Genomic DNA, 23,531 nt, shown 5'->3' on the forward strand with positions numbered 1-23,531 from the left:
TCATAGAATCCTGTTTTTGTCAGGTGGATAACACCCGTGCTCTCATCAAGGTTTTGCTCGGATACTCACCGAACAGCGTGTGGTATTGGGAGGCCATACGACCGCTGTCGGTAAACCCGAATCGTAATGCGATGTGGCTGACGGATTCTGTGCTCGTGTTAGCAATCGACAATGCTGCTCGAACCATATGCAGTCGGCGAATCATCATGTAACGATTGGGCCCGACACCAAATATCTCCTTGAATATTGAGCGTAATGTCCGCTCGCTCACGCCTGCTTTGCTGCGAAGTTCCTCCAGGCGAATTGGCTGGTCACCGTAGTGCTGCAGTACATCCAAAACTTTGGTGATGTTGGCTTGACGCTTCAATTGTTGCCAGCCAACACGCTCATTTAGAGGTGGGATCTTTGAATGGAGGGGAGCCATGGGATTTTCCATTTCATCTGGCAACCTACCTGGATTCTGATTGAACTATCTTCGCGCCATCCTCAATGCTGCACTACGTAAAACAGGCAAATTCGCTTAGATTTGTTCCTTAAAAAGCCAAAAGTTTCTTGTGATTTTTTATCTTGCCGATTTTACGTGGCTGGGCACCGTCCGACGCGTGCATGCTGGGCCTATACCATCAAGAAAGTACCATTGATAGTTAGTCCAACCCACAGAGATGGGAGTGTCAGAATTGAGCAGGCGCCGCGTTATACGTGGTATTCGCTTTGTCCCTGTTACCAGCTGGTTTGCCGTTGGCGGAGCTGGATGTGGTCTACGGGCAGGTGAAATCATTTGCGAATCTGCCTGAAGGGGGGGGCGCAACCCTGAAGAAGAGCTCACTCGGTGGAACCTGGTTAGCTTTGAGATTCCGCAGCTCGATGCATCTGAGACTTTGAAGAAGCCTCCTTGAAAATTGAGTTTCGTAAGCAGCCATTCAGTGAGCTTGTAGCTTCCTATGAGCAGTTCATTTTTTGGTCGAGGGCAACATGAAAACTCGAAAGCCCGATATTGATCAAAGCCGCCGTAATCTCATTAAAGGTGGGGCGGTGGTTGCTGTCGGTGCGTTGCTTCCAAGCTTTAGTCAGGCGGCTACCCAACCTGCTGAAACGGGTTCGTCAAAAAATACATCCCAAGGAGTGCGGGATGTGAGCCAGCTGTTCGAAAATGTCTACTGCCCCATCAGTCGCGAGTTGTATGACTCTGTGAAAGTGATGTGCTGGTCACGAAAGGAGTAGGCGTCCCGTTTTGTTCGTTGGAGTTGCCACCGGCCATTCGAGCCCAAGCCAGCAAATTGCTGCGCATGATTGGCTGTGCGCAGACGGGGATGCAACTTTTTAGCTTTGACATGCCAGATTGTTCTGAATACGCAAACACTGAAGTCGCCGAGAATGGAATTGTTGGTCTCGTGGGGGGCTTGTAGCCTTCATTACGCCGAGCACTACGATCCGCCAAAGATCGGGTGGAGCCCAAGCCAAGGCTCATCAAGACTGACACTTCAACGTCATACCTTGCTTCCGGACTATGCCCTCCAGGGGGTTGGCTCCTAATAAAAATAAGGAAGGCAGGTATGAGTATTCGTGCATGGGTTTGCGCAGCAACCCTGTTCGCCCCCGTTCTAGGTACCGACGTTTTGATTCCCTCAATGGCTCACGCAGCGGACGACCCGATGGGCTCGCTGGTGCGCGGCGTGTTTGGCGACAGCCTTGAGCGTGAGCATGGCATCAAGATCTACGGTTGGGGCCAGGCAGGTGTGATCTACAACAACAACGGAACGGATGACGTCAGCAAACAAAGCTTTTTCAATACCGACGAAGGCGTGAATCTCAACCAATTCGCCCTGGCTGTGGAGAAAAAAGCCAGGAGCAATGTGATTGGTCGTGTGGGGCCGTTCCCCGGGCCGATGCCGCAAGAGGCTGACTGGGGGTTCAACGTCACGGCGTTGTACGGCAAGGATGCGCGCTTCTTCAAGACTTATGGCTGGGACGAAGACTTGAGTGCCAATCGCGACAACAAGGCGCAAGACGAAGCGTTAACCGTTGCTCAGGCGTATGTCGACTTCTACTTCCCGGTGCTCGGCGGTTCGGATTTGATGATCGGGATTTTCCACACGCCGCTGGAAAATGAAATCGGCTTCGCCTTGCCATCACCGGCACCCAGTGACTTCTACTCACACACCTATTCCTTCATGCATGGCCCTGCCAAGCATGCCGGTGCGCTGTACTCGTTCAAGCTCCCATCGGCGCCTGGGGAAAGCATGCTCGGCTTCGAGTTAGGTGTGGTGCAGGGCTGGAACAACCTGCAAGACCCCAACCATGACCCGGATGTCATCGCCAACGTACGCTGGCGGTCAGCGGACTTCAGCACTTGGATCGACTGGGAAAACATCTACGGTAACGGCGCCGGCGACAGCTTCGCCGAATGCAGTTGTGGCTCGCCGCTACCAGCCGGCACCAAGGATGACGATTACAAGCGCCTGGCATCTTACCTGACGCTGTCGCAAGTACTAGACCCGAACAACCGCGTGGCGCTGGAGCTGAACTACGGTACGCAAGAGCAGGGCGCTTTCGCCGGGTTCGCCAATAAAAACGATGCCACCTGGTATGGCACGGACATCAACTGGTATCACCGAATCAGCGAAAACCTGATGTGGAACAGTCGCGCCGAGTGGTTCTACACCGATGCTCCTGTTCACGTGATGATGGCCAACATCGACTCGCAGACCGGGATTCCCGATCCGACGTGGGGCAGTTTTTACGGTGTCACTACCAACCTGGCCTGGACGCCGACCCCCAATGTGCGCCTGCGCCCGGAATTGCGCTACGACATCCATTCTGGCCCCGGTCGCGATGCTTATGCCGATGGGCAAAAAGATTCTCAGCTGGTCGCGTCCTTGGACGTCAGTTTCTTTTTCTAAACCGCCCACTTGCGCATAGCACCTGACGCTGCGTGATGCCTGGCCCTCACGTTGCGACCTTGTCCGCCCAGACTTTGCCGGCATGCAGCCGCATCGGAGTACTACATGACAGACAACAACGATAAAAACCTGTTTGGTCGCGACTTTTCGCGCCGTGATTTCCTGCGCAGTACCGGCGTGGCTGCCGGTGGTGTGGCACTGGCGAGCATGCCGTTCAACTTCGCCTTGGGCAGTGAGCGGGTGATCAAGCTCGGCTACGTCAGTCCGCAGACTGGGCCGTTGGCGCCCTTTGCGGCGGCCGATAGCTACATCATCGACTCGCTCAAGCAAACACTGAAGAACACGATCAATGTGGCCGGCAAGGCGTACCGCTTGGAAGTCATCGTCAAGGACAGCCAATCCAACCCCAACCGCGCGGCGGAGGTAGCGAGCGAGCTGATCCTGTCTGATCAGGTCGACCTGATGCTGGTGTCTTCGACACCTGAAACCACCAACCCCGTTTCCGACCAATGCGAAATCAACGAGATCCCGTGCATTTCCACCGTGGCGCCCTGGCAGCCTTGGTTCTTTACGCGGGGTGGCAAGCCTGACCAAGGTTTTGAGTGGACGTATCACTTTTTTTGGGGCTTGGAGGATGTGATCGGCACTTACTCCTCCATGTGGGGCGCCATGCCGTCGAACAAGGTGGTCGGCGGCCTGTTTCCCAATGATGGCGACGGCAATGCCTGGGGTGATCCGAAACTCGGTTTTCCACCGGTGCTGGCGCAAAAGGGTTTCCAATTGGTCGACCCCGGTCGGTTTCAGAGCCTGACCGATGACTTCTCTGCACAGATCGCTGCGTTCAAAAAGGCTGATGTCGAAATCGTCACAGGCGTCGTCATTCCTCCGGATCTGACCACGTTCTGGACTCAGGCTCGCCAGCAGGGCTTCAAGCCCAAAGCGGTGTCGGTGGGTAAGGCGTTGCTGTTTCCCACGGCGGTCGAAGCATTGGGCAAGGCCGGCAATAACTTGTCGACCGAAATCTGGTGGAGCCCCACCCACCCATTCAGTTCGTCATTGACCGGCGCCAGCGCCGGGCAACTCGCCCAGGGGTTCACTCAGGCCACCGGTAAGCAGTGGACGCAACCGCTGGGTTTTGTGCACGCCCTGTTCGAACTGGCGGTGGATATCCTCCAGCGCACAGAAGAAGTCGGTAACTCTCAGGCTGTGCGCGATGCATTGCTCAAGACCAACCTCAACACCGTGGTCGGGCCGATCAACTGGAACGGCGGGCCGGTGAAAAACGTCGCTAAGACGCCCTTGGTCAGCGGCCAATGGCGCCTCGGCGATGACAATAAATATGACCTGGTCGTGACCAACAATGCCAACGCTCCGACTATTCCACTGGGCGGTGAAATGCAGGCCATTGGGTATTGATAGCGCGAACCGACACGGGTGCACCATGCAACAGCCACTTCTGCAAATGAACGATGTGTACAAAAGCTATGGCTCGGTTAAGGTCACGGACGCAATGAGTCTGACCCTGCAGCCGGGCGAAGCCTTGGGCATCATCGGCCCCAACGGCGCGGGTAAAAGCACGCTGTTCAACCTGATTGCCGGTGGTGTAGCGGCCGACAGCGGCACCATCTATTTCGAAGGACGCAATGTTACTCGCGAGCCAGTGTTCAAGCGGTGCCAACAAGGCATTGGTCGCTCCCATCAAATCCCGCATCCGTTCGTGAAAATGACGGTGTTCGAGAACTTGCTGGTCGGCGCGACCTTCGGCGCACGGTTGCGCGGCCAGGAAGCCAACCAATGGTGCGCGCAGACGCTGGAACTGACGGGCTTGATGCGCAAGGCCAACGTCCTGGCCGGCTCGCTGACCCTGCTCGACCGCAAGCGTCTGGAAATGGCCCGGGCCTTGTCGACCCAGCCTCGATTGTTGTTGCTCGATGAAATCGCCGGGGGGCTGACCGAGCCGGAATGCCTGGCATTGGTAGAAACCATTCAGGGCATCCACAAGGCCGGCGTCGCCATCATTTGGATCGAACACATCGTGCACGCCTTGCTGGCGGTGGTCAGTCGCCTGACGGTGATCAACTTCGGCGCCAAACTGGCCGAAGGTGAGCCGCGCAGCGTCATGGCCGACCCGCGAGTCCAGGACATTTACATGGGCATCGGGAGCTGAACCATGTCGACGCATTCAAACCTGCTGTCCATCGACAAACTCTGCGCCGGCTACGGCGACTTTCAAGCACTTTTCGACATCAGCCTGACACTGGATCAGGGTGAAACGGTGGCGATCATCGGTTCCAACGGCGCGGGAAAATCCACTTTCCTGCGCTCGCTGGCGGGGCAGATCAAAAACCGACCGGGGGCCATCACGTTCAGGGGCCAGACGATCGGTGACCTGGCGGCCAACCAGGTGATCGAGCGTGGCATCGCTCTGGTGCCGGAGGGCAGAAGGCTGTTTGCGTCGCTGACGGTCGAAGAAAATCTGCTGATTGGCGCCTACAGCAAACGGCCCGGCCCCTGGACTTTGGCGCGGATCTATCAGCTGTTTCCAGTGCTGGAAAAAATGCGCAAGCGTCCCGGAACCGCGCTGTCCGGCGGCCAGCAGCAAATGGTTGCGATTGGCCGGGGCTTGATGGCCAACCCGCACTTGCTGTTGTGCGACGAGATCAGCCTGGGCCTGGCACCAACAACGATCAAGGACATCTACGCGGCGCTGCCCTCGATCAAGGCCGACGGCACCACGGTGATTCTCGTCGAACAGGACATCAATCAGGCGCTAAGTGTCTGCGACCGTTTCTATTGCTTGCAGGAAGGGCGCGTGTCCCTGACCGGCCGCCCTGGAGACGTCGACAAAGCGCAAATCAAGGCCGCGTACTTCGGGGTTTAGTTATGGAATGGCTCAATACGCTTCTTCAGGGCATGTTGCTCGGTGGACTCTACGCGATGTTCGCGGTGGGGTTGTCACTGATGTTCGGCATCATGCGCCTGGTCAATATCGCCCATGGCGATTTCATCGTGCTGGCATCGTACTTGGCGCTGGTGGTGGTCAATCACCTGGGTTTCAGTCCGCTGGCAAGCCTGATGATTGTTGTGCCGGTGATGTTCTGCTTTGGCTACCTGCTGCAGCGCTGCCTGCTCAATCGAACGCTCGGCCAGGACATTCTGCCGCCGTTGCTGGTGACCTTCGGCCTGTCGATCATCGTGCAGAACGTGCTGCTTGAGTTCTTCAGCGCCGACAGTCAGAAGCTGTCCCAGGGTGATTTGGAAGTCGCGAGTGTCGGTTTCGGTAGCCTGAGCGTGGGCGTCATGCCGTTGATGGTGTTTGGTAGCGCATTGCTGATTATCGGTGGCCTGCAATTGTTGTTCTACAAATCCGCATTGGGGCGGGCGTTTCGAGCCACCTCCGATGACCAGCAGACCGCACGGTTGATGGGCGTCAACAACGCGCATATTTTCGGTCTGGCCATGGCGCTGGCGATGGCAGTGGTGTCGATCGCCGGGGTGTTTCTGGCGATTCGTACCAGCTTCGACCCTACCGTGGGACCGGCGCGTCTGTTGTATGGGTTTGAAGCGGTGATCATCGGCGGTCTCGGCAGCCTGTGGGGCACCCTCGCTGGCGGGGTGATTCTCGGCATCGCCCAGGCGGTGGGCGCAAAAATCGATCCCGGCTGGCAAATTCTTGCCGGTCACCTTGTGTTTCTGCTGATTCTGGTCGTGCGACCGCGTGGCCTGTTTCCCCGGAGTGTCGACTGATGAATGCCCTGAATAATCCTGCGCTTACCTGGCGCGTACAACGCACGACCACCAGCAGCAAGGTCGGGCTGTCATTGCTGGGGCTCTGCGTGCTGGTACTGATTAGCGCGCCTTTTTGGGCCGATCGTGCAAGCCTGCGACTGGTGGTGGAATTCGCCTATTACCTGGCCCTGGCGCAAATGTGGAACCTGTTGGCGGGTTACGCCGGCATGGTCTCTGTCGGGCAGCAAGCGTTTGTCGGCCTGGGCGGCTATCTATTGTTCATGCTGTCCACGCAACTGGGGGTGCCGCCCTTGTTCGCGGTGTTGCTCTCGGGCGTGCTGGTCGCACTGCTGGCGATTCCCACCGCGTTGATCGTGTTTCGACTGCGCGGTGCCTACTTTGCAATCGGCACCTGGGTCGTGGCCGAAGTCTTTCGCCTGGGACTGGCGCAGATGAGCAGTCTCGGTGGAGGTTCAGGGCAAAGTCTGCCGGCAGCGATTGTGCGACAGATCGGCAACGATCGGGACGGGCGCGAGATGCTGATCTACTTCACCGCTCTGGCTATCGCTATCGGTGCCATGGCAGTGGTGTTCTTTTTGCTGCGGTCGCGACAGGGGCTGGCCTTGGCCTCGATCCGCGATTCGGAGGCTGCATCCGGCAGCCTGGGGGTCAATACCTTCCGAACCAAGCTGATGGTGTACGTGCTGGCGGCCGGTTGCACCGGGGTTGTCGGGGCTCTGATCTTCCTACAAAAGCTGAGGATTTCCCCGGATGCAGCATTCAACCTGCAGGACTGGACGGCGGTGGTGATTTTCATTGTTATCATCGGCGGCATCGGCACCCTGGAGGGGCCTTTGATCGGCACGCTGATCTATTTTGCGTTGCGCGGATGCCTGGCCCAATTCGGCGCCGTGTACATGATCATTCTGGGCTTGGTCGCGGTAGTGATGATGCTCAAGGCTCCGCAAGGGGTGTGGGGCCTGATTAGTGAACGCCTGGGCTGGCAGGTTTTCCCCATGCAACGACAGCTGTCTCTCCAGAGCCGCAAGTAGCACGTTGTCAGGGATATGGAGTGCGAGGTGCCGACAGGCTAACCTCGCTATTCCTATAAGAACGTCAGGCGGCCCGGTTGCGCATCCTAATGACGGTAGTTGGTGAGTATCCGTGTCCTCCGAAGGCGGGGAAAACACTAATGATTGAGTTTGGCGAAAGGGATACAGGATACGGGATACACGAAGGTCACAAGCTGGTCGAAACCGTAACTCGGCTCGTAGAATGAATCTCACATGTGCGGTTTAATCCATGACCTCTCCGGGAGCGTGAAGCTAACTGTGAAAAGCTCGCTAGATGTAAACGCACTGGATCTGCTCAGGGCAGTCTTCAACCGGTATGGTGTGAATGATCCGCAGCTCTGGGGGCATCTCCTGGAGGTGTTTGAACTCCGGTACTTTACTCGCGATCAGCCGATCATCCGCGCAGGCCAATCCCCTACGCACTTTTTTGTAATCCTTTGCGGCCTGATCCGCTATTACTATTCGTCACCAGAAGGTAAGCAACGCAATAAGGCTTTCTTCCATGAAGGAGAGGTGATTGGTTCGCTTAGCGCCTACTTGAAGCAACAACCCTGCACCTACACTATTGAGGCGCTGGAGCACAGCTGGCTGGTGGCTGTGCCGCTGCATACGCTAATCCGCCTGCGTGAGCATTTCCCGCAGTTGCAGGGGTTTGTCGACAAGGCCACCAGGGAAATCATGCTACGCAACGAATCCCGTGAGGCGCTGCTCCTTACCTGCAACAGTGAGGAGCGCTATCGCTGGTTGCTAGAGCACGAAGCTTGGTTACTGCAGCGGGTACCGCAGTACCAGCTGGCCAGTTATCTGAGCATGGATCCGGTGTCATTTTCGCGGATCAAGTCCAAGCTCGGCGCTTGATTCAGTAGTCATAATCAATCACAGGTTTCGCCCTTCGGCATCTGAACGCGCAAGTCCAGCCGCTCGGCTTGTACGGCGCACCACTTCATATGTTCGAGTGGCACTGCGTCGAGATTGACGAGCAAACTGCCATCGGCCTGATGGTTTACCTCGACGACGAGCTTTGCGCAACGCGGCGCAATGCGTTCGCTAAAGGCGTAGGACGCCGCGAGCTCCCGCAGGCGTTGCTTGAAGATTTTTCCGACTGCTGTGACTGGGAGGGCTTCAACCAGGAAAATCCGCTTCGGGCAGGCAGGGCGCTCAGCGATGTGCGTGATGGCGTGGAGCTGCAGATCGTCAATGCTGACATGGCTTCCATGATGCAACTGCACGAAAGCCACTGGCAGCTCGCCAGCATACTCATCGGGCATGCCTACCGCTGCAGCTAGCGACACCGCTGGGTGAGACTCCAGGCAGCTCTCGATCAAAGCGGGGTCGATATTGTGGCCGCTGCGGATAATCAGATCCTTGGCGCGGCCGGTGATGAACAAGTTGCCCAGCTCGTCCATATGCCCCAAGTCGCCAGTGCGTAGCCAGCCGTCTTCAAAAGGGGCAGGAGTCTGTCCCAGGTAACCCGGGAAAACCGTCGGGCCTTGAACGCAGATCTCACCGCTATTGGCAATCCGCACTTGCACCTCACCACTGACATGTCCCGCACTACCTGGAATCGAAGGTCGCTCAAGATTCGGCAGGGCAATGATGCCAGCGCATTCGGTCATGCCGTAGGCCTGGTACAGATTAAGCCCGGTAACCGTACGAACTTGTTCGCAAAGCGCTGCGGGCACCGGTGCGCCGCCAGAGAGCATAAAGCGCAGCGAGCTGATGTCATGGCCATCAAGGGGCACTTCAAGCATCGCCGCAACCGAGGTCGGGATACCGCCGCTGATGGTAATACCAAACGCCTCGACCAATTGCCAGTGCAGACGGATCACTTCGGGATTACGGAAGCCTGCGAGCGTTGGCAGCAACATCTGCAAACCACTGGCGAATCCTCCCAAACTGTTTACCAAGGCCCCGGCGACGTGGAAGATCGGCAGACCATTAAGCGCAACATCGTTGGCGCTGGTTGCCATGCAACGCACGTAGGCGAGGGCTGCCGCAACTTGATTGGCATGAGTGTGGCAGGCCAGTTTAGGCACCCCTGTAGTGCCGCCAGTATGGAAGTAAGCGGCGATGTCATCGGCTCGCGGCAACAACGGGGTCTCCAGTTCCGAGTCGTGGTACAGCGTGAGTAACTCATCAAACCAGTACTCTCCAGCCTTCGCCATCACGGATACGCACTTGGGCTTGTGGGGCAAACGCTGGGCTACGCTGAGGGCCTTTTGCCAAAGATCAGTGCCTGGTAGTGGGCCGAGCACGAAGATCAAGTCGGTTTTCGCCTCTAGCATCAGGTTGTACAGGGCATCCTCGTTGAGCAGCGGGTTGAGCGGGTTGGCGATGCCAACGCTGGCGGCGGCCCAGAGCAGGTACTGGCTCTGCGGAATGTTTGCCAGTAGCAGAGAAACCACAGGCTTGCGGCGGCCCGCGAGATCCAGGATCAGTCGTGCCGCACGGTTCACGTTGCACAAAAGATCGGTGTAACTGAAGTGCTGCGTATCAAGCGGTGTCAGGCTGTTGATGTAGCTCAATGCGAGCTTGTCAGGATGAGTCTTGGCCGAAATCTGGAGGAGTTCGTATACGGTTTTTGCACTAATGGGAGGCTTGGACATGGTGGACTCCTGCTCATTGTAGTTTTTGCGGATTTTGGGCAGGTCGTGTGGGGGAGGGCATTAACAATTGTTAAGAGAACCTCAGCGAGTTGAAAGGAAGTACCAAACCTCGTGAATATCCTCTGGTGCTGGAAGCGAAATTCATGATCAACAAATTGCGCCGGCTACTGGACGAGGTTGCCCAAGACTACGACCGCGTTTACATCGATACGCCACCCGCTATGAATTTCTATGCGTTTAGTGCGCTCATCGCGGCCGATTCGGTGTTGATTCCATTTGATTGCGAGACAGGCCAGTTCGTTGATCTCTTGAATGTATTGGAGGAAGCAAACTGGATCAGCTCTGCTCAATCTGACCTGCCTGCCGCTACCGCAATGCCCACGGATGGTGCGGGCGCTGAAAAATTTTGAAATAGTACATTCCATCGACTCGAAGTCGGGCGATCAAAAACGCTGCTTAACTGAACAATGACGGTTTCTCTGATCACTGTTCGAGCGGGGAGGAGAGGAATGGCTGACAAATTACGGGTTCTGTTTGTCTGCGCCAAAAATGATGTCCGTTCCGTGTTGGCCGAAGCGCTGCTTCGCCATTCCGACTCATCAGACTTCGAAGCTTTCAGTGCAGGCGTCGAGCCAGGTCTGGTTGATCCTCGAACCCTGGAGTCTCTCGAACACATAGGCATAGAGACCAAAGGTCTGCGTAGCAAATCGATCGATGAGTTTGAAGGGCAGGAGTTTCACTACGTCATCACGCTGTGTGACAAGTCTTCCGAGGAAGCATTGCGAATGCCGACCTCCGGCGAGATGATCGTGTGGAATTTTGAAGACCCAACGGCCAGTGAGCGGCATGAGCCTTTTCGTCACGCACTCCAGGAAATTCATGACCGCATCAAGATGTTCGTAATGGTGAAGACCAGGAAGGGCGGCTCAAAGCTCTCAGCACACTCCTCTGCGGAAAGTGATGAGCCGATTTGACTTCCACTTTACGTATTCAGCGTAATGTCTCGTGTTAATGAGCCTTAAATTTAAGCTTCCGCCCAACGGCAGCAGCACCCCATAGGAAGTTGAAGAAAACCGACCAGGCTAGCGCGAAGTTCGGCGGCAACCGAACTCAAAGCCCGATGCAATCAGCCGCGCCACGCACAGCAGAAGAAACGGTGTCCAGGTGGTGACCACGGTGGCAATTTCGTGCATGTCCTGCATCAGGCTATAGACGGCAGTCGTGGACGGTTCCTGGACACCACCCTCCGTAGAGTCGAAGAATTAGTCTGTTGGAGTGATTACGTTTCAGCGTGGAACGCTCTCGACCCACTCCACTCGGGTGGGGGGCGAGGACGTGAAGGAGGATTAACCTGCAGACCTCATAAAACCCGCACGTTCTGCAAAGGTGGGGCGAATTCTAAGAGGTGTCTGTTGTGAACCGTTGTTTATCCACTCTGGCCGGTAGTAGTCGCAAGCTTGATGGTGGAGTGATGTTCGGCAATACGCCGCGGCAGTTGTGGGCTGACTGGATCAAACCTGACCAGGACAACCTGGTGGACCTTGCCTCGCGAGGCCTGTTGGTGCAGCAAGGGGGAACAAATATCCTGGTCCTGGCGGGTGCCAGCGCCTTGCTTGCGCCGCTGCGACGGACCTGTAGCTGCCAGAAACAACCATCGGGATTGCTGGACAGCCTGGCGCAACAGGGTCTCGCTGAAGGCGACATTAGCGCGGTGGTGCTGACTCACTTGCATGCGCAACTGTCTCCAGAACTGAGTGCAGCGATCGATGACGGCAATACACCGCGCTTGCTGTTTCCTGCTGCGCATTACATTACCGGCGAGCGCCACTGGTCCCGTGCTCTTCACAACCATCCCCATGATCGCGCTTTGTTCGTCCGGCAGATCGTGCGCAGGCTAGAAGGCAGTAGTCGCCTGGTGCTGGTCGATGGTGCTCGATGCAACAAGCTGGGCGACGGCTGGCAGTTCCACTACAGCGATGGTTACACCCCCGGGCAATTGATCCCGGAAATCACCATGCCGGGCGGGCCAGTAGTGTTTGCCGGCGACCTGATTCCCGGTACTCACTGGTTGCGCCTGGATGTGACGACGGCCAACGATCGCAATCCGGAAGGTCTGGTTGGCGAGAAAGAACGGCTACTGGACCACCTGGTGGCCAGTGGTGGTCGTCTGGTGTTCTCCAGTGATCCCGAGATCGCGATGATCAAGATCACGCGTGATCGGCATTCGCGTTACCAGCCGTATGATCAGCACGCAGCGTTGAGCCGTTTCGAGTTTTGATCGGTTCTCCCCTGTAGGAGCGAGCTTGCTCCGGGCGGCGTTCCGACGATGGCGGTCAACGATGACGCAGGCAGCCTGAATGCCATCGGTGATCTCAAGTTTTTCGCGAGCAAGCTCGCTCCTACAGTTTTGATCTTCAGCGAACGCCAGATCTGCGGCCGCCAGAGATCCCTTGTAGGAGCGAGCCTGCTCGCGATGGTGGTCAACGATGACGCGGGCAGCCTGAATCACCTCGTTGTTCTGAAGTTTTTCGCGAGCAAGCTCGCTCCTACAAACTGCCGACCAGATGGCCACCGTCGACAGCCAGCACCGCACCGGTCATGAAGGCACCGGCCTCGCTTGCCAGGAGCAGGAACGGGCCTTCCAGTTCCTGCAGGCTTCCCAGTCGCCGCATGGGTACGGTGTCGCGTATGTAGGACTGGCCTTTGTCGCTGTCGAAATAGGCGTCGTTCATTTCAGTCTTGAAGTAACCCGGCGCAATCGCATTGACGCGGATCTGGTAGCGCGCCAGCTCCAGGGCCAGCGATTTACTCAGTTGCACCACGCCGGCCTTCGCCGCGCAGTAGTGGCTGTAGCCGGTACCCACGCGCAAGCCGAGCATCGAGGCGATGTTGACGATGCTGCCGGGCCGCTGCGCCTTTGCGAGACGTTGCGCCGCACACTGGGCAACGCGCCATACGCCATCGAGGTTGGTCGACAGCATCGCGCGCCAATCGGCCTCGCTTATCTCCAAGACTCGCTGGCCATTGCCGATACCGGCATTGTTAAGCACCACGTTCACCACACCGAAAGCAGCCTCGGCCGCATCAAACGCGGTTTCGACACTGTCCCGATCCGTAACGTCCAAAGCCACGGCAAGCGCTTCGCCACCGGCCTCGCGAATATCGTTAGCGAGCTGCTGCAAGCGCTCGACACGCCGCGCGCCCAGCACCACGCGCGCACCCGCAGCGCTGGCCACGCGCGCCAGATGAGCACCGATACCGCTGGACGCGCCGGTGATCAACACCGTCTTGCCCACCAAAGAAAAACTATTGAAAACGTCCATCACAACACCTCGAACAAGCCGGCTGCACCCATGCCACCACCGACGCACATGGTCACTACCACGTATTTAACCCCACGGCGTTTACCCTCCAGCAAGGCATGACCGACCATGCGCGAACCGCTCATGCCATACGGGTGGCCGATGGAAATCGCGCCGCCGTTGACATTGAGCCTGTCGTTATCGATACCCAGTTTGTCGCGGCAGTAAATCACCTGGCAGGCAAAGGCTTCGTTGAGCTCCCAGAGCCCGATGTCATCGACTTTCAGCCCATGCTGCTTCAGCAGTTTCGGCACCGCCAGCACCGGGCCAATGCCCATTTCTTCCGGCGCCAGACCCGCCACTGCGATGCCCCGATACAAACCCAGCGGTTGCAGGTTGCGCTGTTCGGCCAGGCGCGCGTCCATCAACACGCAGGCACTGGCGCCATCGGACAATTGGCTGGCGTTGCCGGCGGTGATACAGCCACCTTCGATCACCGGTTTGAGTTTGCTCAGGTCTTCAAGGATCGTCTGTGGGCGGTTGCCTTCATCGAGACTCAGGCTGACCTGTTCATGGCTGACCACACCGCTGGCCTTGTCCACCACCTGTTTGGTGACCGTGACTGGCACGATTTCGTGGCTGAACAAACCTGCACGTTGCGCAGCGGCCGTGCGCTGTTGCGATTGCAGGCTGTAGAGGTCTTGCGCTTCGCGGCTGATCCCGTAGCGCTTGGCGACCAGTTCGGCGGTTTGCAGCATTGGCATGTAGGCGCGGGGCACGTTGCGCAGGACGCTTTCGTCGTGCTGGCTACCGACCCATTCCATATGACGGTTTTGCACCAGGCTGATGTGTTCCTGGCCCGCGCCGACGGTCACCTGCATGCCGTCGACCATGATCTGTTTGGCAGCAGTGGCGATAGCCATCAGGCCCGAAGCGCACTGGCGGTCTAACGTCTGGCCGCTGACGCTCAGCGGCAGGCCCGCGGCCAACGCGCTCATGCGCCCCAGGTTCCATCCGGCAGTGCCGGCGGGCATGCCGGTGCCCATCACCAGGTCTTCGATTTCACCGGCCTCGATACCGGCGCGCTCGACGGCGGCGCGAATCGCGAAACTGGCCATGGTCGGGGAAGTGGTGACGTTGAAGGCACCGCGAAACGCCTTGCCGATCGGCGTGCGGGCGGTGGAGAGGATTACGGCTTCTTTCATTGCATTGTTCCTGTTCGATGGGAAACTCGGCCCCACTAATGAGGCCGGTCAGGTCAGGTCAGGTCAGATTCAGATTCGTTCGATGCGGGTCTTGCCGGCAGCGACCAGTCGCTCCAGCAACGGGGCAGGGTGGAACCACATCTCGCCGTACTCGCCGAGGGCCTTGCGATAATGGCGAATGCCGGCCAGCACATTGTCCAGGCCGATCTGCTCGGCATAGTGCATCGGCCCGCCGAGCCAGGCCGGGAAGCCGTAGCCGTTGATCCAGACCAGGTCGATATCGCCCGCGCGTTCGGCGATGCCTTCGTCGAGCAACTGGATGCCTTCATTGATCAGCATGAACAGGCAGCGATCATGAATTTCCTCGGTGGTGATCGGCCGGCGCGGGATGTCCAGTTCACCGGCGATGCGTTCTGCCAGCGTGATGACCTCGAAGTCTTCCTTGCGCTCGCGGCCCTCGTAGATGTACGCGCCACGCTTGGTCTTCTGGCCGAAGCGACCGAGGGCGTTGAGCTCATCGGCGATCCGGCAATAGCTCGGATCATGGGCAATCGCTTCACGACGGGATTCGCGCACCAGGAAGCTGACGTCGATCCCGGCCAGGTCGTGCATCGCCATCACCCCCATGGCCAGGCCCAGGTCAGTCAGCACCTGGTCGATCTGCGCTGGAGCAGCGCCCTCCAATACCAGGCGATGGGCCTCGCGGGAGTAGGGTTCGAGCATGCGATTGCCGATGAAGCCGAAGCACACGCCAGACACCACCGGAATTTTTCCAATCGTCTTGCCCAGTTTCAGCGTCGTCGCCAGCACCTCGGGCGCGGTGAGTTTGCCGCGAACCACTTCGAGCAAACGCATCACATTGGCCGGACTGAAAAAGTGCAGGCCGATGACATCTTGCGGGCGACGCGTGACCGCCGCGATCTGATCGACATCGAGCGAGGAGGTGTTGCTAGCCAGAATGGCGCCTGGCTTGCACACCTCATCCAGGGTGCGGAATACCTGCTGTTTGATCGGCAGGCTTTCAAACACCGCCTCGATCACCAGGTCGCACTGGGCAATGTCGGCATAGTCGAGGGTGCCGGTCAGCAAGGCCATGCGCTGGTCGAGTTCGCCCTGGCTCAACTTGCCGCGCTGCAGACTGATCTCGTAGCTGTTGCGGATTTGCCCCAGCCCACGCTCAAGCGCGTCGGGCTTGAGTTCCAGCAGCGTGACCGCAATGCCCACGTTGGCGAAGTTCATGGCGATGCCACCGCCCATGGTGCCCGCGCCGATCACCGCAACCCTCGCGATCGGACGCAGAGCTGTGGCGGCGCTGACACCGGCCACTTTGCCGGCCTCACGTTCGGCAAAAAACACATGACGCAGGGCCTGGGATTGCGCCGAGGCTTCGGCTTCCTTGAACAGGGCGAGTTCGCGCTGCAGTCCGGCGTACAGCGGCAGCACGCAGGCCGATTCGACCGCCGCCAGCACCAGTCGAGGTGCCAGGCGGTTTTTCCAGCGCGGTTCGTGGCTGGCGCGATAGCGAGTGAAATAGTCATCGGGCAGGGCGGCGGCCGGATTGGCGTGACGTTCTGCTGGGCGCGCCTGTGCGCCTTCGCGGATCAGTTCACGGGCGAAGGTGCGTGCGCCATCGAGTAGGCAGTCACCTTCGCCGAGCAAGCGGTCGATCAAACCGAGATCAAGGGCACGGCCGGCGCTGACAGGCTGGCCGGACATCATCATGTCGAGTGCCGGTTCGGCCCCGATCAGTCGGGGCAAACGCTGGGTCCCGCCCGCACCGGGCAACAGGCCCAGGTTGATTTCCGGCAGGCCGAGACGGCTGTTGGCAGCGCTGATGCGGTAACCGCAGGCCAGCACCAGTTCCAGTCCGCCACCGAGGGCGAAACGGTCGATGCTGGCAATCAGTGGCTTGTCGATCTCGGTCAGGCGCATCAGCAGGTCGGGCAAAGAGGGGGCCGCAAAGGAGGCGTCGAGGCCGAATTCGCTGATATCGGCACCGGCGCAGAACAAGCCGTTTTCTCCGTGCAGAATGATCGCCGATACCGACGGATCGCTGGCGGCGCGGACACAGGCTTCGAGAATGGCCGCGCGCAAGGGTTGCCCGAGGGCGTTGACGGGCTTTGATGCCAGGCCGATCAGTGCGAGATTGTCTTCGACGTGGTAGGTGACCAGTGTGTTCATGATGCTTTCCTGAAGTTTATTGTTATCACGGCCTCTGTAGGAGCGAGCATGCTCGCGATGGTCGTCAACGAAAACGCGGGGTTCCTGGGTGAACGCGGCGTCCTGAAGACCATCGCGAGCATGCTCGCTCCTACAGGGGGGGCGTTAGAACCAGCTGTCCTGCATGTAGTAGGCGACATGGTTGGCATCGGTGAGCAGACGCCCCTGGGATTCCAGCGATGCCAGTTCCCAGGTCATGAAGTAGTGCGCGGCTTGCAACTTGCCTTGATAGAAATCGGTATCGCTTCCGCTGGCGCCCGAACCCAGGGCCCGGCTGGCCAGCAACGCCTGACGCAACCAGATCCAGCCGACCACCACGCGTCCAAACAGATCCAGATAGGGCGTGGCATTGGCCATGCCCAGATTGGCATCGGCCGCCACTTGTGCTTGCAGGCTGGCGGTGACTTGCTCGAGGATGCTCAATGCCTCGGCCAGCCGTGCCGCGAGCGGCGCGCAGTGCGCGTCGCTGTTGGCGTCAAGCAGGGTGGCAAGCACTTCGGCGGTGAACAGTCGATAACCGTCACCCCCGCGCGGCCCCAGTTTGCGACCCAACAGGTCAATCGCCTGGATACCTTCGGTGCCTTCATGGATCGGGTTCAGGCGGTTGTCGCGGTAGTACTGTTCCAGCGGGTATTCGCGGGTATAGCCGGCGCCGCCAAGGACCTGAACGCCAATCTCGGACGCAAGCAGGCCGTAGCGCGAAGGCCAGGTCTTGACCACCGGCGTCAGCACGTCGAGCAGTTCGGCGGCGTTGCTGCGCGCAAGCGAAGTGGCGGCGGTGTGAGCATCTTCCACGAGGCTGCTGGCGTACAGACACAGCGCCAGACTGCCCTCGGCATAGACCTTCTGTTGCAGCAGCATCCTGCGCACATCGGCATGTTCGACGATACGCACCTGGGGCGCTGCCGGATTCTTGTGCCCGGGAAGGCGCCCCTGCGGACGCTGACGCGCGTAGTCCAGGGCGTGAATGTAGCTTTGATAGGCGAGACTGGCGGCCCCCAGACCGACGCCGATACGGGCCTCGTTCATCATCTTGAACATGTAGCTCAGCCCCTGATGGGCCCCGCCGATCAGATAACCCACGGCACCGTCGTGTTCGCCGAAACTGAGCACGGTGGATGTGGTGTTGCGATTGCCCATCTTGTGCAGCAGGCCGGCGAGGGCCACGTCGTTGCGCGCACCGACGCTGCCATCGGCATTCACCAGGAACTTGGGCACCAGAAACAGCGAAATGCCCTTGGTACCGGCCGGCGCCCCTTCGATCCGCGCCAACACCATGTGCACGATGTTATCGGTCAGTTCGTGGTCGCCACCGGAGATGAACATCTTCTGGCCGAAGATTCGGTAAGTGCCGTTTTCGGCTGGGCGTGCCAGGGTGCGCAGGTCGCCCAGCGCGGAACCCTGGCCGGGTTCAGTGAGGGCCATGGTGCCGCTGAAGCGACCATCGAGCATGGGCGCCAGGAAACACTCGCGCAGCGCCGGACTGGCAAAGGCCTTCAGCAGATTGGTCGCGCCGATGCTCAAGAAGGAATAGGCAACCGTGGAGATGTTGGCCGCATTGAAATAAGCCATGCAGGCGCGCAGCACCACTTCCGGCAGTTGCAGGCCGCCATCGGCAAAATCGTGGTGCGCAGCCAGGAAGCCGGCCTGGGCAAAGGCATCCCACGCGGCCTTGGTCTCGGGAATCATGTGAATGCGCTCGCCATCGAAGGTCGGCTCGTTGGCATCGCCCTTGTGGTTGTGCGGGGCGAACAGCTCAGCGGCGATCTGGCGGGCGGTGGTGAGAGAGGCGTCGAACACGCCGCGATCATGTTCGGCGTAGCGCGGGCGTTGCAGCAACGCCTCGGTCTCGAGCAGCTCGTAAAGCTGGAAGCGCAATTCGCGCTCGTTGAGCAGCAGGTCAGTCATGGCATCTCTCGTCAGACAGTGTCGAGTGGGGGGCCATGGGAGGATTCGTGGCCCGTTACAAGCGACCACGATAGAGAGGTGCTCCGGGCATTTACCCCCTCCTTTGGGGGAGGCCGGAGCACATGCTGCGCAAGGGCCCTGTAGAACCTGCGATGCGGCGACCCGACTTGCCAGCGATGGCGGTGGATCTGTCGACAGGTGCATCGACTGAACCAACGCCATCGCCGGCAAGCCGGCAATCGATGGCGCAGTGATGATTACTTTGGCGGGGTGTACGGGTCAGGCGTACCTGGCTCAATGGGCGGGTACTGTTTGAGGCTGGCCTTGAAGTCGCTCACGATGCGCATCATCGGATGCAGCGCCCAGGAATTCTCGATGATCACGTTCTGCTCCTCGCGCAGGTCGGTCAGCAGGTTGTACAAGCGCGGAGCCGAGAGCGGCAGAGCAGGATCGAACATGCTGTCCTGTAGAAAGAAATGCAGCTTCCAGTTGCGCCATTTGACTGCCGACAGCCGGTCGGTGACGTAGGCCGGGAAGCCTTCGCGATTCGAGTTTTGCTGTTTGCCGGTGAGAAAGGCCGATTGATCCACGCCATCTACCGCACGATCCGTGGGTATTTGCGCGCCGCCGACGTGGGCGAGCGTGGTGTACAGGTCGACGATATGGACGATCTCGTTGCTGACTTTTCCGGACGGCGTCTGACCCGGCCAGCGCAGGATGAAAGGCGCTCGCAGCGACGCTTCCATGGCAGTGAAGTAGGTGCCGCGCCAAGGGCCATTGGCGCCAACCCACGGCAGGACAGCTTCGCCGCCGTTGTCACTGGCGAAAATCACCAAGGTGTTGTCGGCGACGCCAGCCTGCTTCAGGGCATCGAGAAGCTGTCCCGTGCGAAAATCCATCTCTGCCAGCGCGTCTGCCCAGGACCCATTCCCGGTTTTGCCGGCGAAGGCCGGGTTCGGTTGGGTGGGCATGTGCATCAGAGAGAATGAGACGAAGGCGAAGAACGGTTTGCCAGCTTCGGCATTGCGCTTGATAAATGTCGTTGCCCGATCGGCAATTTCCTCGTCCAGCGTGCGACGACTGGCGAGGTCGAGTTTCTTGACCTTGCGCGGTGCTTCATCCCGGCGGACTTCGTAGATGGATTGAGCCGGTACCAGGTTCTCGTCCCAGCCTTGCTTGCTGCCCATTGCCGGCCACAGACTATTGGTGTCGTCGGCATGACTCCACATGGCTTCGTCGTAGGTGCGTGGCACGCCATAGAACTCATCGAAGCCCTGTTGCGTGGGCAGGCGCGCATCGCTGCTGCCCAAGTGCCACTTGCCCCAGATGCCGGTGGCGTAGCCGCGCCCGGAAAGCAATTCGGCCAGTGTGACCTCCCACAGCGTCAGGCCATCCGCTGCGCCGCCACTCGCTACTCGTGAAGTCCCCGAGCGAATCGGAAAGCGGCCGGTCATCAACGCCGAACGTGACGGCGTGCACTGGGGCTCGACGTTGAAGTTGGTCAGGCGCACACCCTCGGCGGCGAGTTGATCGATGCGTGGCGTCTCGGCGCCGCGCAAAATCCCACCGCCATAGGAGCCCAGTTCCCCGTAGCCGAGGTTGTCGATCAGGATCAGGACGATGTTGGGTTTTGCGGGCTGGGCCAGGCAGGGGAGGCTTAGCAACAGGCTCAACAACAGGCAGGGCAATCGGGTTTTCATCGGAGCTCCAATGCGACGGCAGAAATATGCAGCACAGTCATGCCTGCATCTTTTTTGCGCTTGCCTGTCTGTGCCAATGTTTTGCCTTTGTGTGCCATTTGAGGCAGAGCCCGGACGCGCTGCGAGGCCAGTGCAATCTGTGCCGTATCATGGCATTGTCGCTGACGACCCACATCCGGCCATGCAGGTGTGGATGAGCAACCCCAGGAGCGCAGCGAAGATGTCCCGCTTGAACTACACCGTTTACGCCGAAGCCTTGCTGCCGCATCACGCCGACTTGTTCCGGCCGTATCTGGGTTTGGCAGGGCTGTCTTCTGAAGTGCTCGAGCGTCCCGACGCGGTGATTCCGCTGAGTCAGTACAACGCTTTGCTGGAGATCACTGCGGCGCAATCGGATCCCGATCTCGGCTTGCGCCTGGGGCTTGGCCTGTTCGAAGGGACACCTGGAAATAGCCTGCTGGGGGGATTCGGGCATGCCGCACGCAGCGCTCCGACCGTGCGCGCGATGCTGGATTTCGGCAGTCGCTATATGGTGGTTCACGCCCAGGCCAATGAGCTGACCTGGCAGTTGCGCGGCAATCTGCTGGAGATGTGCTATCGCGTGACCGATCCCAGCATTACCGAGCGCCGCCAGGATGCCGAATACGCACTGGCCGTGCTGTTCACCCGATTGAGAGCGTACACGGTGGGGCGGTTTTCGCCGGTGCGGGTCGACTTTGTCCATTCGCAACCGGCAGACATCACGTTGCATCGGCAGGCGTTCGAGTGTCCGGTACGCTTTGATCAACCAAACTCGCGTTACTACGCCTTCCCGATCCCCAAGAATGGCGTCGAGGTTTACTGGAACTACGTGACCCGTTTCCGCGGTGAGAACGTCGAGCGCTGGTCGGTGCAGGCAGTACCGCAGGTCAATGGTGACTACACCATTGTCGAGACTCATGACCAGAACAGCTTCCCGCAATACACCTTCCTCGAAGTTCGGGCCCCATCCGTCCACGTCATGGGACCAGGCCAGGTTCGGCGAGAGGTTGATGCCGGCGATGACGTTGGTGTAGTCCAGCTTGGCGCGCATCCGATAACCCCAGGAATCGGTGGTGTAGAAGCCGTGGCTGTTGCACTCCTTTTGCGGGTTGGTCGCGGTGGCGCAGACGCTCGCATTCTGGGTACCGGGGAATTCACCGGCGCCGAACACCGGGCTACGGCCGAAACGGATATCGGTGCCATCCGCCGAGCCCAGACCATTGATGCGGTTGTATCCGACTTCGCCTACCAGGGTCAGGCGGCTGGCGCCCAGGACCTGATCGAAGAACTGCGTGGCCGTCACCTGCGCCTGCATCACCGGCATCCGTTTGTAGCCAGGCAGGTCACCGCCCAGGGATTGCGCGGTTTCGCCGGAGGTAAAGACCGGTGAGGTCTGGGTACTGAAGTTGGTATCGGTGGATTGAATCGCTGCCAGGTTCAGGTCGGCGGTGTTGATTTGCAGCGGCATGTTGGGGCGGTAGCTCAGCTCGCCACCGACAGAGGTCTCGCCCAGCGTGGTCTGGAAGCTCAGCCCGTAAAGACGGATGTCCTCTGGATAATCGACGAAGTACCGCGCGGCACGTACCCGGTCGAACTGGTTCTGGGCCACGCCAAGTGCCCGTGCAGCGGGGGGCAGGGCGCCCACCTGGGCAGCCGTGATCGGCGCGACGGTGGTTTGCTTGAAGCTCAGGTAAGGGTTGCGGCTGTGGTAGTTCATGGCATAGAAGCCGAACTCGGTGTCGTGCAGGTCGGGGGCGAACCAGCGCAAGGCGATGCCGTATTGGCCACTATCGCGCGGATCGTTGTCCTTGACGCGCGGCATGTAGACGTCGTCTACCACGCGCCCGCTAAGAATCTGCGCGGCGGTCGCGGTGTTTCTGGCTTCGCCTGGGGCGAGGTCGGGGCCGGCGAACACCAGGCGATCGTTGCAGCCTTGGGGCAGGGGATCGGAACCGAAGAAGGTGCCGCAGTTATCGACCACCGAATTGGCCCATTGGAGCTGATAGAAGCCCTCGACGGTGAGGTTCTCCGCCAGGCCCTGGGACACGTAAAGCATGTTGACCGGGATCAGGCCTTCCTTCACTTCGGCGCCGGGGCGACGCAGTGCGGCGACGTCGACCGGGTTGATGCTGTTGATCGAGTTGCCGATGAAGGTGCTCTCGCCCCAGCTCACCACCTGTTTACCCAGGCGCACGTTGCCCGGCAGCTCACCCAGGTTGTAGTTGTGATAGACGAAGGCGTCGAGGAATTCGGCGCCGGAAGACTTGGCCAGATCCTCACGACCACTGTCGTCGATGTCGTAGAACAGACGGTGTTCGTCCTTCAGTTCGAAGTCATACCAATACTTGCCGCGCACGAAGACGCCGCTGTCGCCGTACTTCAGTTCAAGGTCATGCACGCCCTTGAAGATCTTCGAGAAGGTTTCGCCCTTCTTGAAGTTCTGCCGGTTGTCATCCGCCGTGCGAGTGGCCGATTCACCACGCAGGCCAAGGGTGTTGGCGGCGTTGATGAATTTTGGATCCGGCCCGCGTACGGCCCAGCTGGAACCGACGGAAAGGGACGAATCGAACTGACCTTCGATTTCGCCGATCTGGAAGTCGACGGCGTTGGCACTGGCGCACGACCCAATGCCCACGGCCAAGGCCAGCAGGTGAGGGCGCAATTCGATGGGTAAAGTGGTGGTGGACCACTGGCGTCGGGAGCTCTTATGTCTTGCGAAAGTCACGTGTTGGTTACCCCTCTGATCTTGTTGTTCTGGTGTACCGCCACGTAACGCTAACGCCAGCGCCTTTCGCGCCTCCCCCTCCAGTGGGGGGGGATCCCCCTCCATTTGTCGCGCCCCCCGATTGCCTTGTGCATGGCCGTTA

At 59.3% G+C, this 23,531-nt stretch carries 18 protein-coding genes and 4 pseudogenes; 13 read left to right on the forward strand and 9 right to left on the reverse strand.

Annotated elements, in window-relative coordinates; translation table 11 throughout:
• Positions 1–19: 19 nt before the first annotated feature.
• Complete coding sequence (locus tag ACA058_RS14905) at positions 20–424, reverse strand: helix-turn-helix transcriptional regulator (RefSeq protein WP_497639750.1); 405 nt, start codon at positions 422–424, stop codon at positions 20–22.
• A 548-nt stretch (positions 425–972) separates the two neighbouring features.
• Between ACA058_RS14905 and ACA058_RS14910 the strand changes: the two genes are divergently transcribed.
• From ACA058_RS14910 to ACA058_RS14945, 8 genes are all read left to right on the forward strand, one after another.
• Positions 973–1,221, forward strand: coding sequence for a twin-arginine translocation signal domain-containing protein (locus ACA058_RS14910; protein ID WP_497639751.1), 249 nt, complete (start codon positions 973–975; stop codon positions 1,219–1,221).
• Positions 1,222–1,553: 332 nt separating this feature from the next.
• Positions 1,554–2,900 carry an outer membrane beta-barrel protein gene (locus ACA058_RS14915; protein WP_497639752.1) on the forward strand — a complete coding sequence of 449 codons (1,347 nt, stop codon included), beginning with the start codon at positions 1,554–1,556 and terminating at the stop codon, positions 2,898–2,900.
• 105 nt (positions 2,901–3,005) lie between these two features.
• The gene (locus ACA058_RS14920; protein WP_497639753.1) at positions 3,006–4,316 is read left to right on the forward strand and encodes an ABC transporter substrate-binding protein; all 1,311 of its coding nucleotides are present in this window, start codon (positions 3,006–3,008) and stop codon (positions 4,314–4,316) included.
• Positions 4,317–4,341: 25 nt separating this feature from the next.
• Positions 4,342–5,067 carry an ABC transporter ATP-binding protein gene (locus tag ACA058_RS14925; RefSeq protein ID WP_497639754.1) on the forward strand — a complete coding sequence of 242 codons (726 nt, stop codon included), beginning with the start codon at positions 4,342–4,344 and terminating at the stop codon, positions 5,065–5,067.
• Positions 5,068–5,088: 21 nt separating this feature from the next.
• Positions 5,089–5,781 carry an ABC transporter ATP-binding protein gene (locus ACA058_RS14930; RefSeq protein WP_497639934.1) on the forward strand — a complete coding sequence of 231 codons (693 nt, stop codon included), beginning with the start codon at positions 5,089–5,091 and terminating at the stop codon, positions 5,779–5,781.
• Between the two features lie 2 nt (positions 5,782–5,783).
• Positions 5,784–6,647, forward strand: coding sequence for a branched-chain amino acid ABC transporter permease (locus ACA058_RS14935; RefSeq protein ID WP_497639755.1), 864 nt, complete (start codon positions 5,784–5,786; stop codon positions 6,645–6,647).
• On the forward strand, positions 6,647–7,681 hold the full coding sequence (locus ACA058_RS14940; protein WP_497639756.1) for a branched-chain amino acid ABC transporter permease: 1,035 nt from the start codon (positions 6,647–6,649) through the stop codon (positions 7,679–7,681). Before ACA058_RS14935 ends, ACA058_RS14940 begins: the two co-directional genes overlap by 1 nt.
• A gap of 234 nt (positions 7,682–7,915) precedes the next feature.
• Positions 7,916–8,560, forward strand: a complete 645-nt coding sequence (locus tag ACA058_RS14945) for a Crp/Fnr family transcriptional regulator (RefSeq protein ID WP_497639757.1) — start codon at positions 7,916–7,918, stop codon at positions 8,558–8,560.
• 14 nt (positions 8,561–8,574) lie between these two features.
• On the opposite strand, the gene ACA058_RS14950 is transcribed toward ACA058_RS14945, so the two are convergent.
• Positions 8,575–10,308 carry an AMP-binding protein gene (locus ACA058_RS14950; protein WP_497639758.1) on the reverse strand — a complete coding sequence of 578 codons (1,734 nt, stop codon included), beginning with the start codon at positions 10,306–10,308 and terminating at the stop codon, positions 8,575–8,577.
• Between the two features lie 143 nt (positions 10,309–10,451).
• Here ACA058_RS14950 and ACA058_RS14955 point away from each other — a divergent pair, with 143 nt between their 5' ends.
• Together ACA058_RS14955 and ACA058_RS14960 are read left to right on the forward strand one after the other, a co-directional pair.
• Positions 10,452–10,718 (forward strand): ParA family protein, encoded by a 267-nt coding sequence (locus tag ACA058_RS14955; protein ID WP_497639759.1) that lies wholly within the window; start codon positions 10,452–10,454, stop codon positions 10,716–10,718.
• A 99-nt stretch (positions 10,719–10,817) separates the two neighbouring features.
• A complete protein-coding gene (locus ACA058_RS14960) occupies positions 10,818–11,282 on the forward strand; it encodes an arsenate reductase ArsC (RefSeq protein ID WP_497639760.1) in 465 nt (154 codons plus the stop codon).
• A 61-nt stretch (positions 11,283–11,343) separates the two neighbouring features.
• Here ACA058_RS14960 and ACA058_RS14965 read toward each other — a convergent pair.
• A pseudogene (locus ACA058_RS14965) lies at positions 11,344–11,519 on the reverse strand (inorganic phosphate transporter); the annotation flags it as partial.
• A gap of 203 nt (positions 11,520–11,722) precedes the next feature.
• On the opposite strand from ACA058_RS14965, the gene ACA058_RS14970 reads away from it, so the two are divergent.
• A complete protein-coding gene (locus ACA058_RS14970) occupies positions 11,723–12,586 on the forward strand; it encodes an MBL fold metallo-hydrolase (protein ID WP_497639761.1) in 864 nt (287 codons plus the stop codon).
• Positions 12,587–12,854: 268 nt separating this feature from the next.
• On the opposite strand, the gene ACA058_RS14975 is transcribed toward ACA058_RS14970, so the two are convergent.
• The 5 genes from ACA058_RS14975 to ACA058_RS14995 form a co-directional block, all read right to left on the reverse strand.
• Positions 12,855–13,631, reverse strand: coding sequence for an SDR family NAD(P)-dependent oxidoreductase (locus tag ACA058_RS14975; RefSeq protein ID WP_497639762.1), 777 nt, complete (start codon positions 13,629–13,631; stop codon positions 12,855–12,857).
• Positions 13,631–14,815 carry an acetyl-CoA C-acyltransferase gene (locus ACA058_RS14980; RefSeq protein WP_497639763.1) on the reverse strand — a complete coding sequence of 395 codons (1,185 nt, stop codon included), beginning with the start codon at positions 14,813–14,815 and terminating at the stop codon, positions 13,631–13,633. Before ACA058_RS14980 ends, ACA058_RS14975 begins: the two co-directional genes overlap by 1 nt.
• Before the next feature lie 69 nt (positions 14,816–14,884).
• A complete protein-coding gene (locus ACA058_RS14985) occupies positions 14,885–16,996 on the reverse strand; it encodes a 3-hydroxyacyl-CoA dehydrogenase NAD-binding domain-containing protein (RefSeq protein WP_497639764.1) in 2,112 nt (703 codons plus the stop codon).
• A gap of 144 nt (positions 16,997–17,140) precedes the next feature.
• Positions 17,141–18,943, reverse strand: a complete 1,803-nt coding sequence (locus ACA058_RS14990; protein ID WP_497639765.1) for an acyl-CoA dehydrogenase — start codon at positions 18,941–18,943, stop codon at positions 17,141–17,143.
• Between the two features lie 257 nt (positions 18,944–19,200).
• Complete coding sequence (locus ACA058_RS14995; RefSeq protein WP_497639766.1) at positions 19,201–20,643, reverse strand: arylsulfatase; 1,443 nt, start codon at positions 20,641–20,643, stop codon at positions 19,201–19,203.
• Positions 20,644–20,863: 220 nt separating this feature from the next.
• On the opposite strand from ACA058_RS14995, the pseudogene ACA058_RS15000 reads away from it, so the two are divergent.
• Together ACA058_RS15000 and ACA058_RS15005 are read left to right on the forward strand one after the other, a co-directional pair.
• Positions 20,864–21,382: pseudogene (locus tag ACA058_RS15000) on the forward strand (AraC family transcriptional regulator ligand-binding domain-containing protein); the annotation flags it as partial.
• Positions 21,383–21,433: 51 nt separating this feature from the next.
• A pseudogene (locus ACA058_RS15005) lies at positions 21,434–21,601 on the forward strand (DUF1329 domain-containing protein); the annotation flags it as partial.
• A 6-nt stretch (positions 21,602–21,607) separates the two neighbouring features.
• Here ACA058_RS15005 and ACA058_RS15010 read toward each other — a convergent pair.
• Positions 21,608–23,332: pseudogene (locus tag ACA058_RS15010) on the reverse strand (DUF1302 domain-containing protein); the annotation flags it as partial.
• Positions 23,333–23,531 lie beyond the last annotated feature (199 nt).

The sequence above is a fragment of the Pseudomonas sp. LBUM1649 genome, assembly GCF_059716155.1.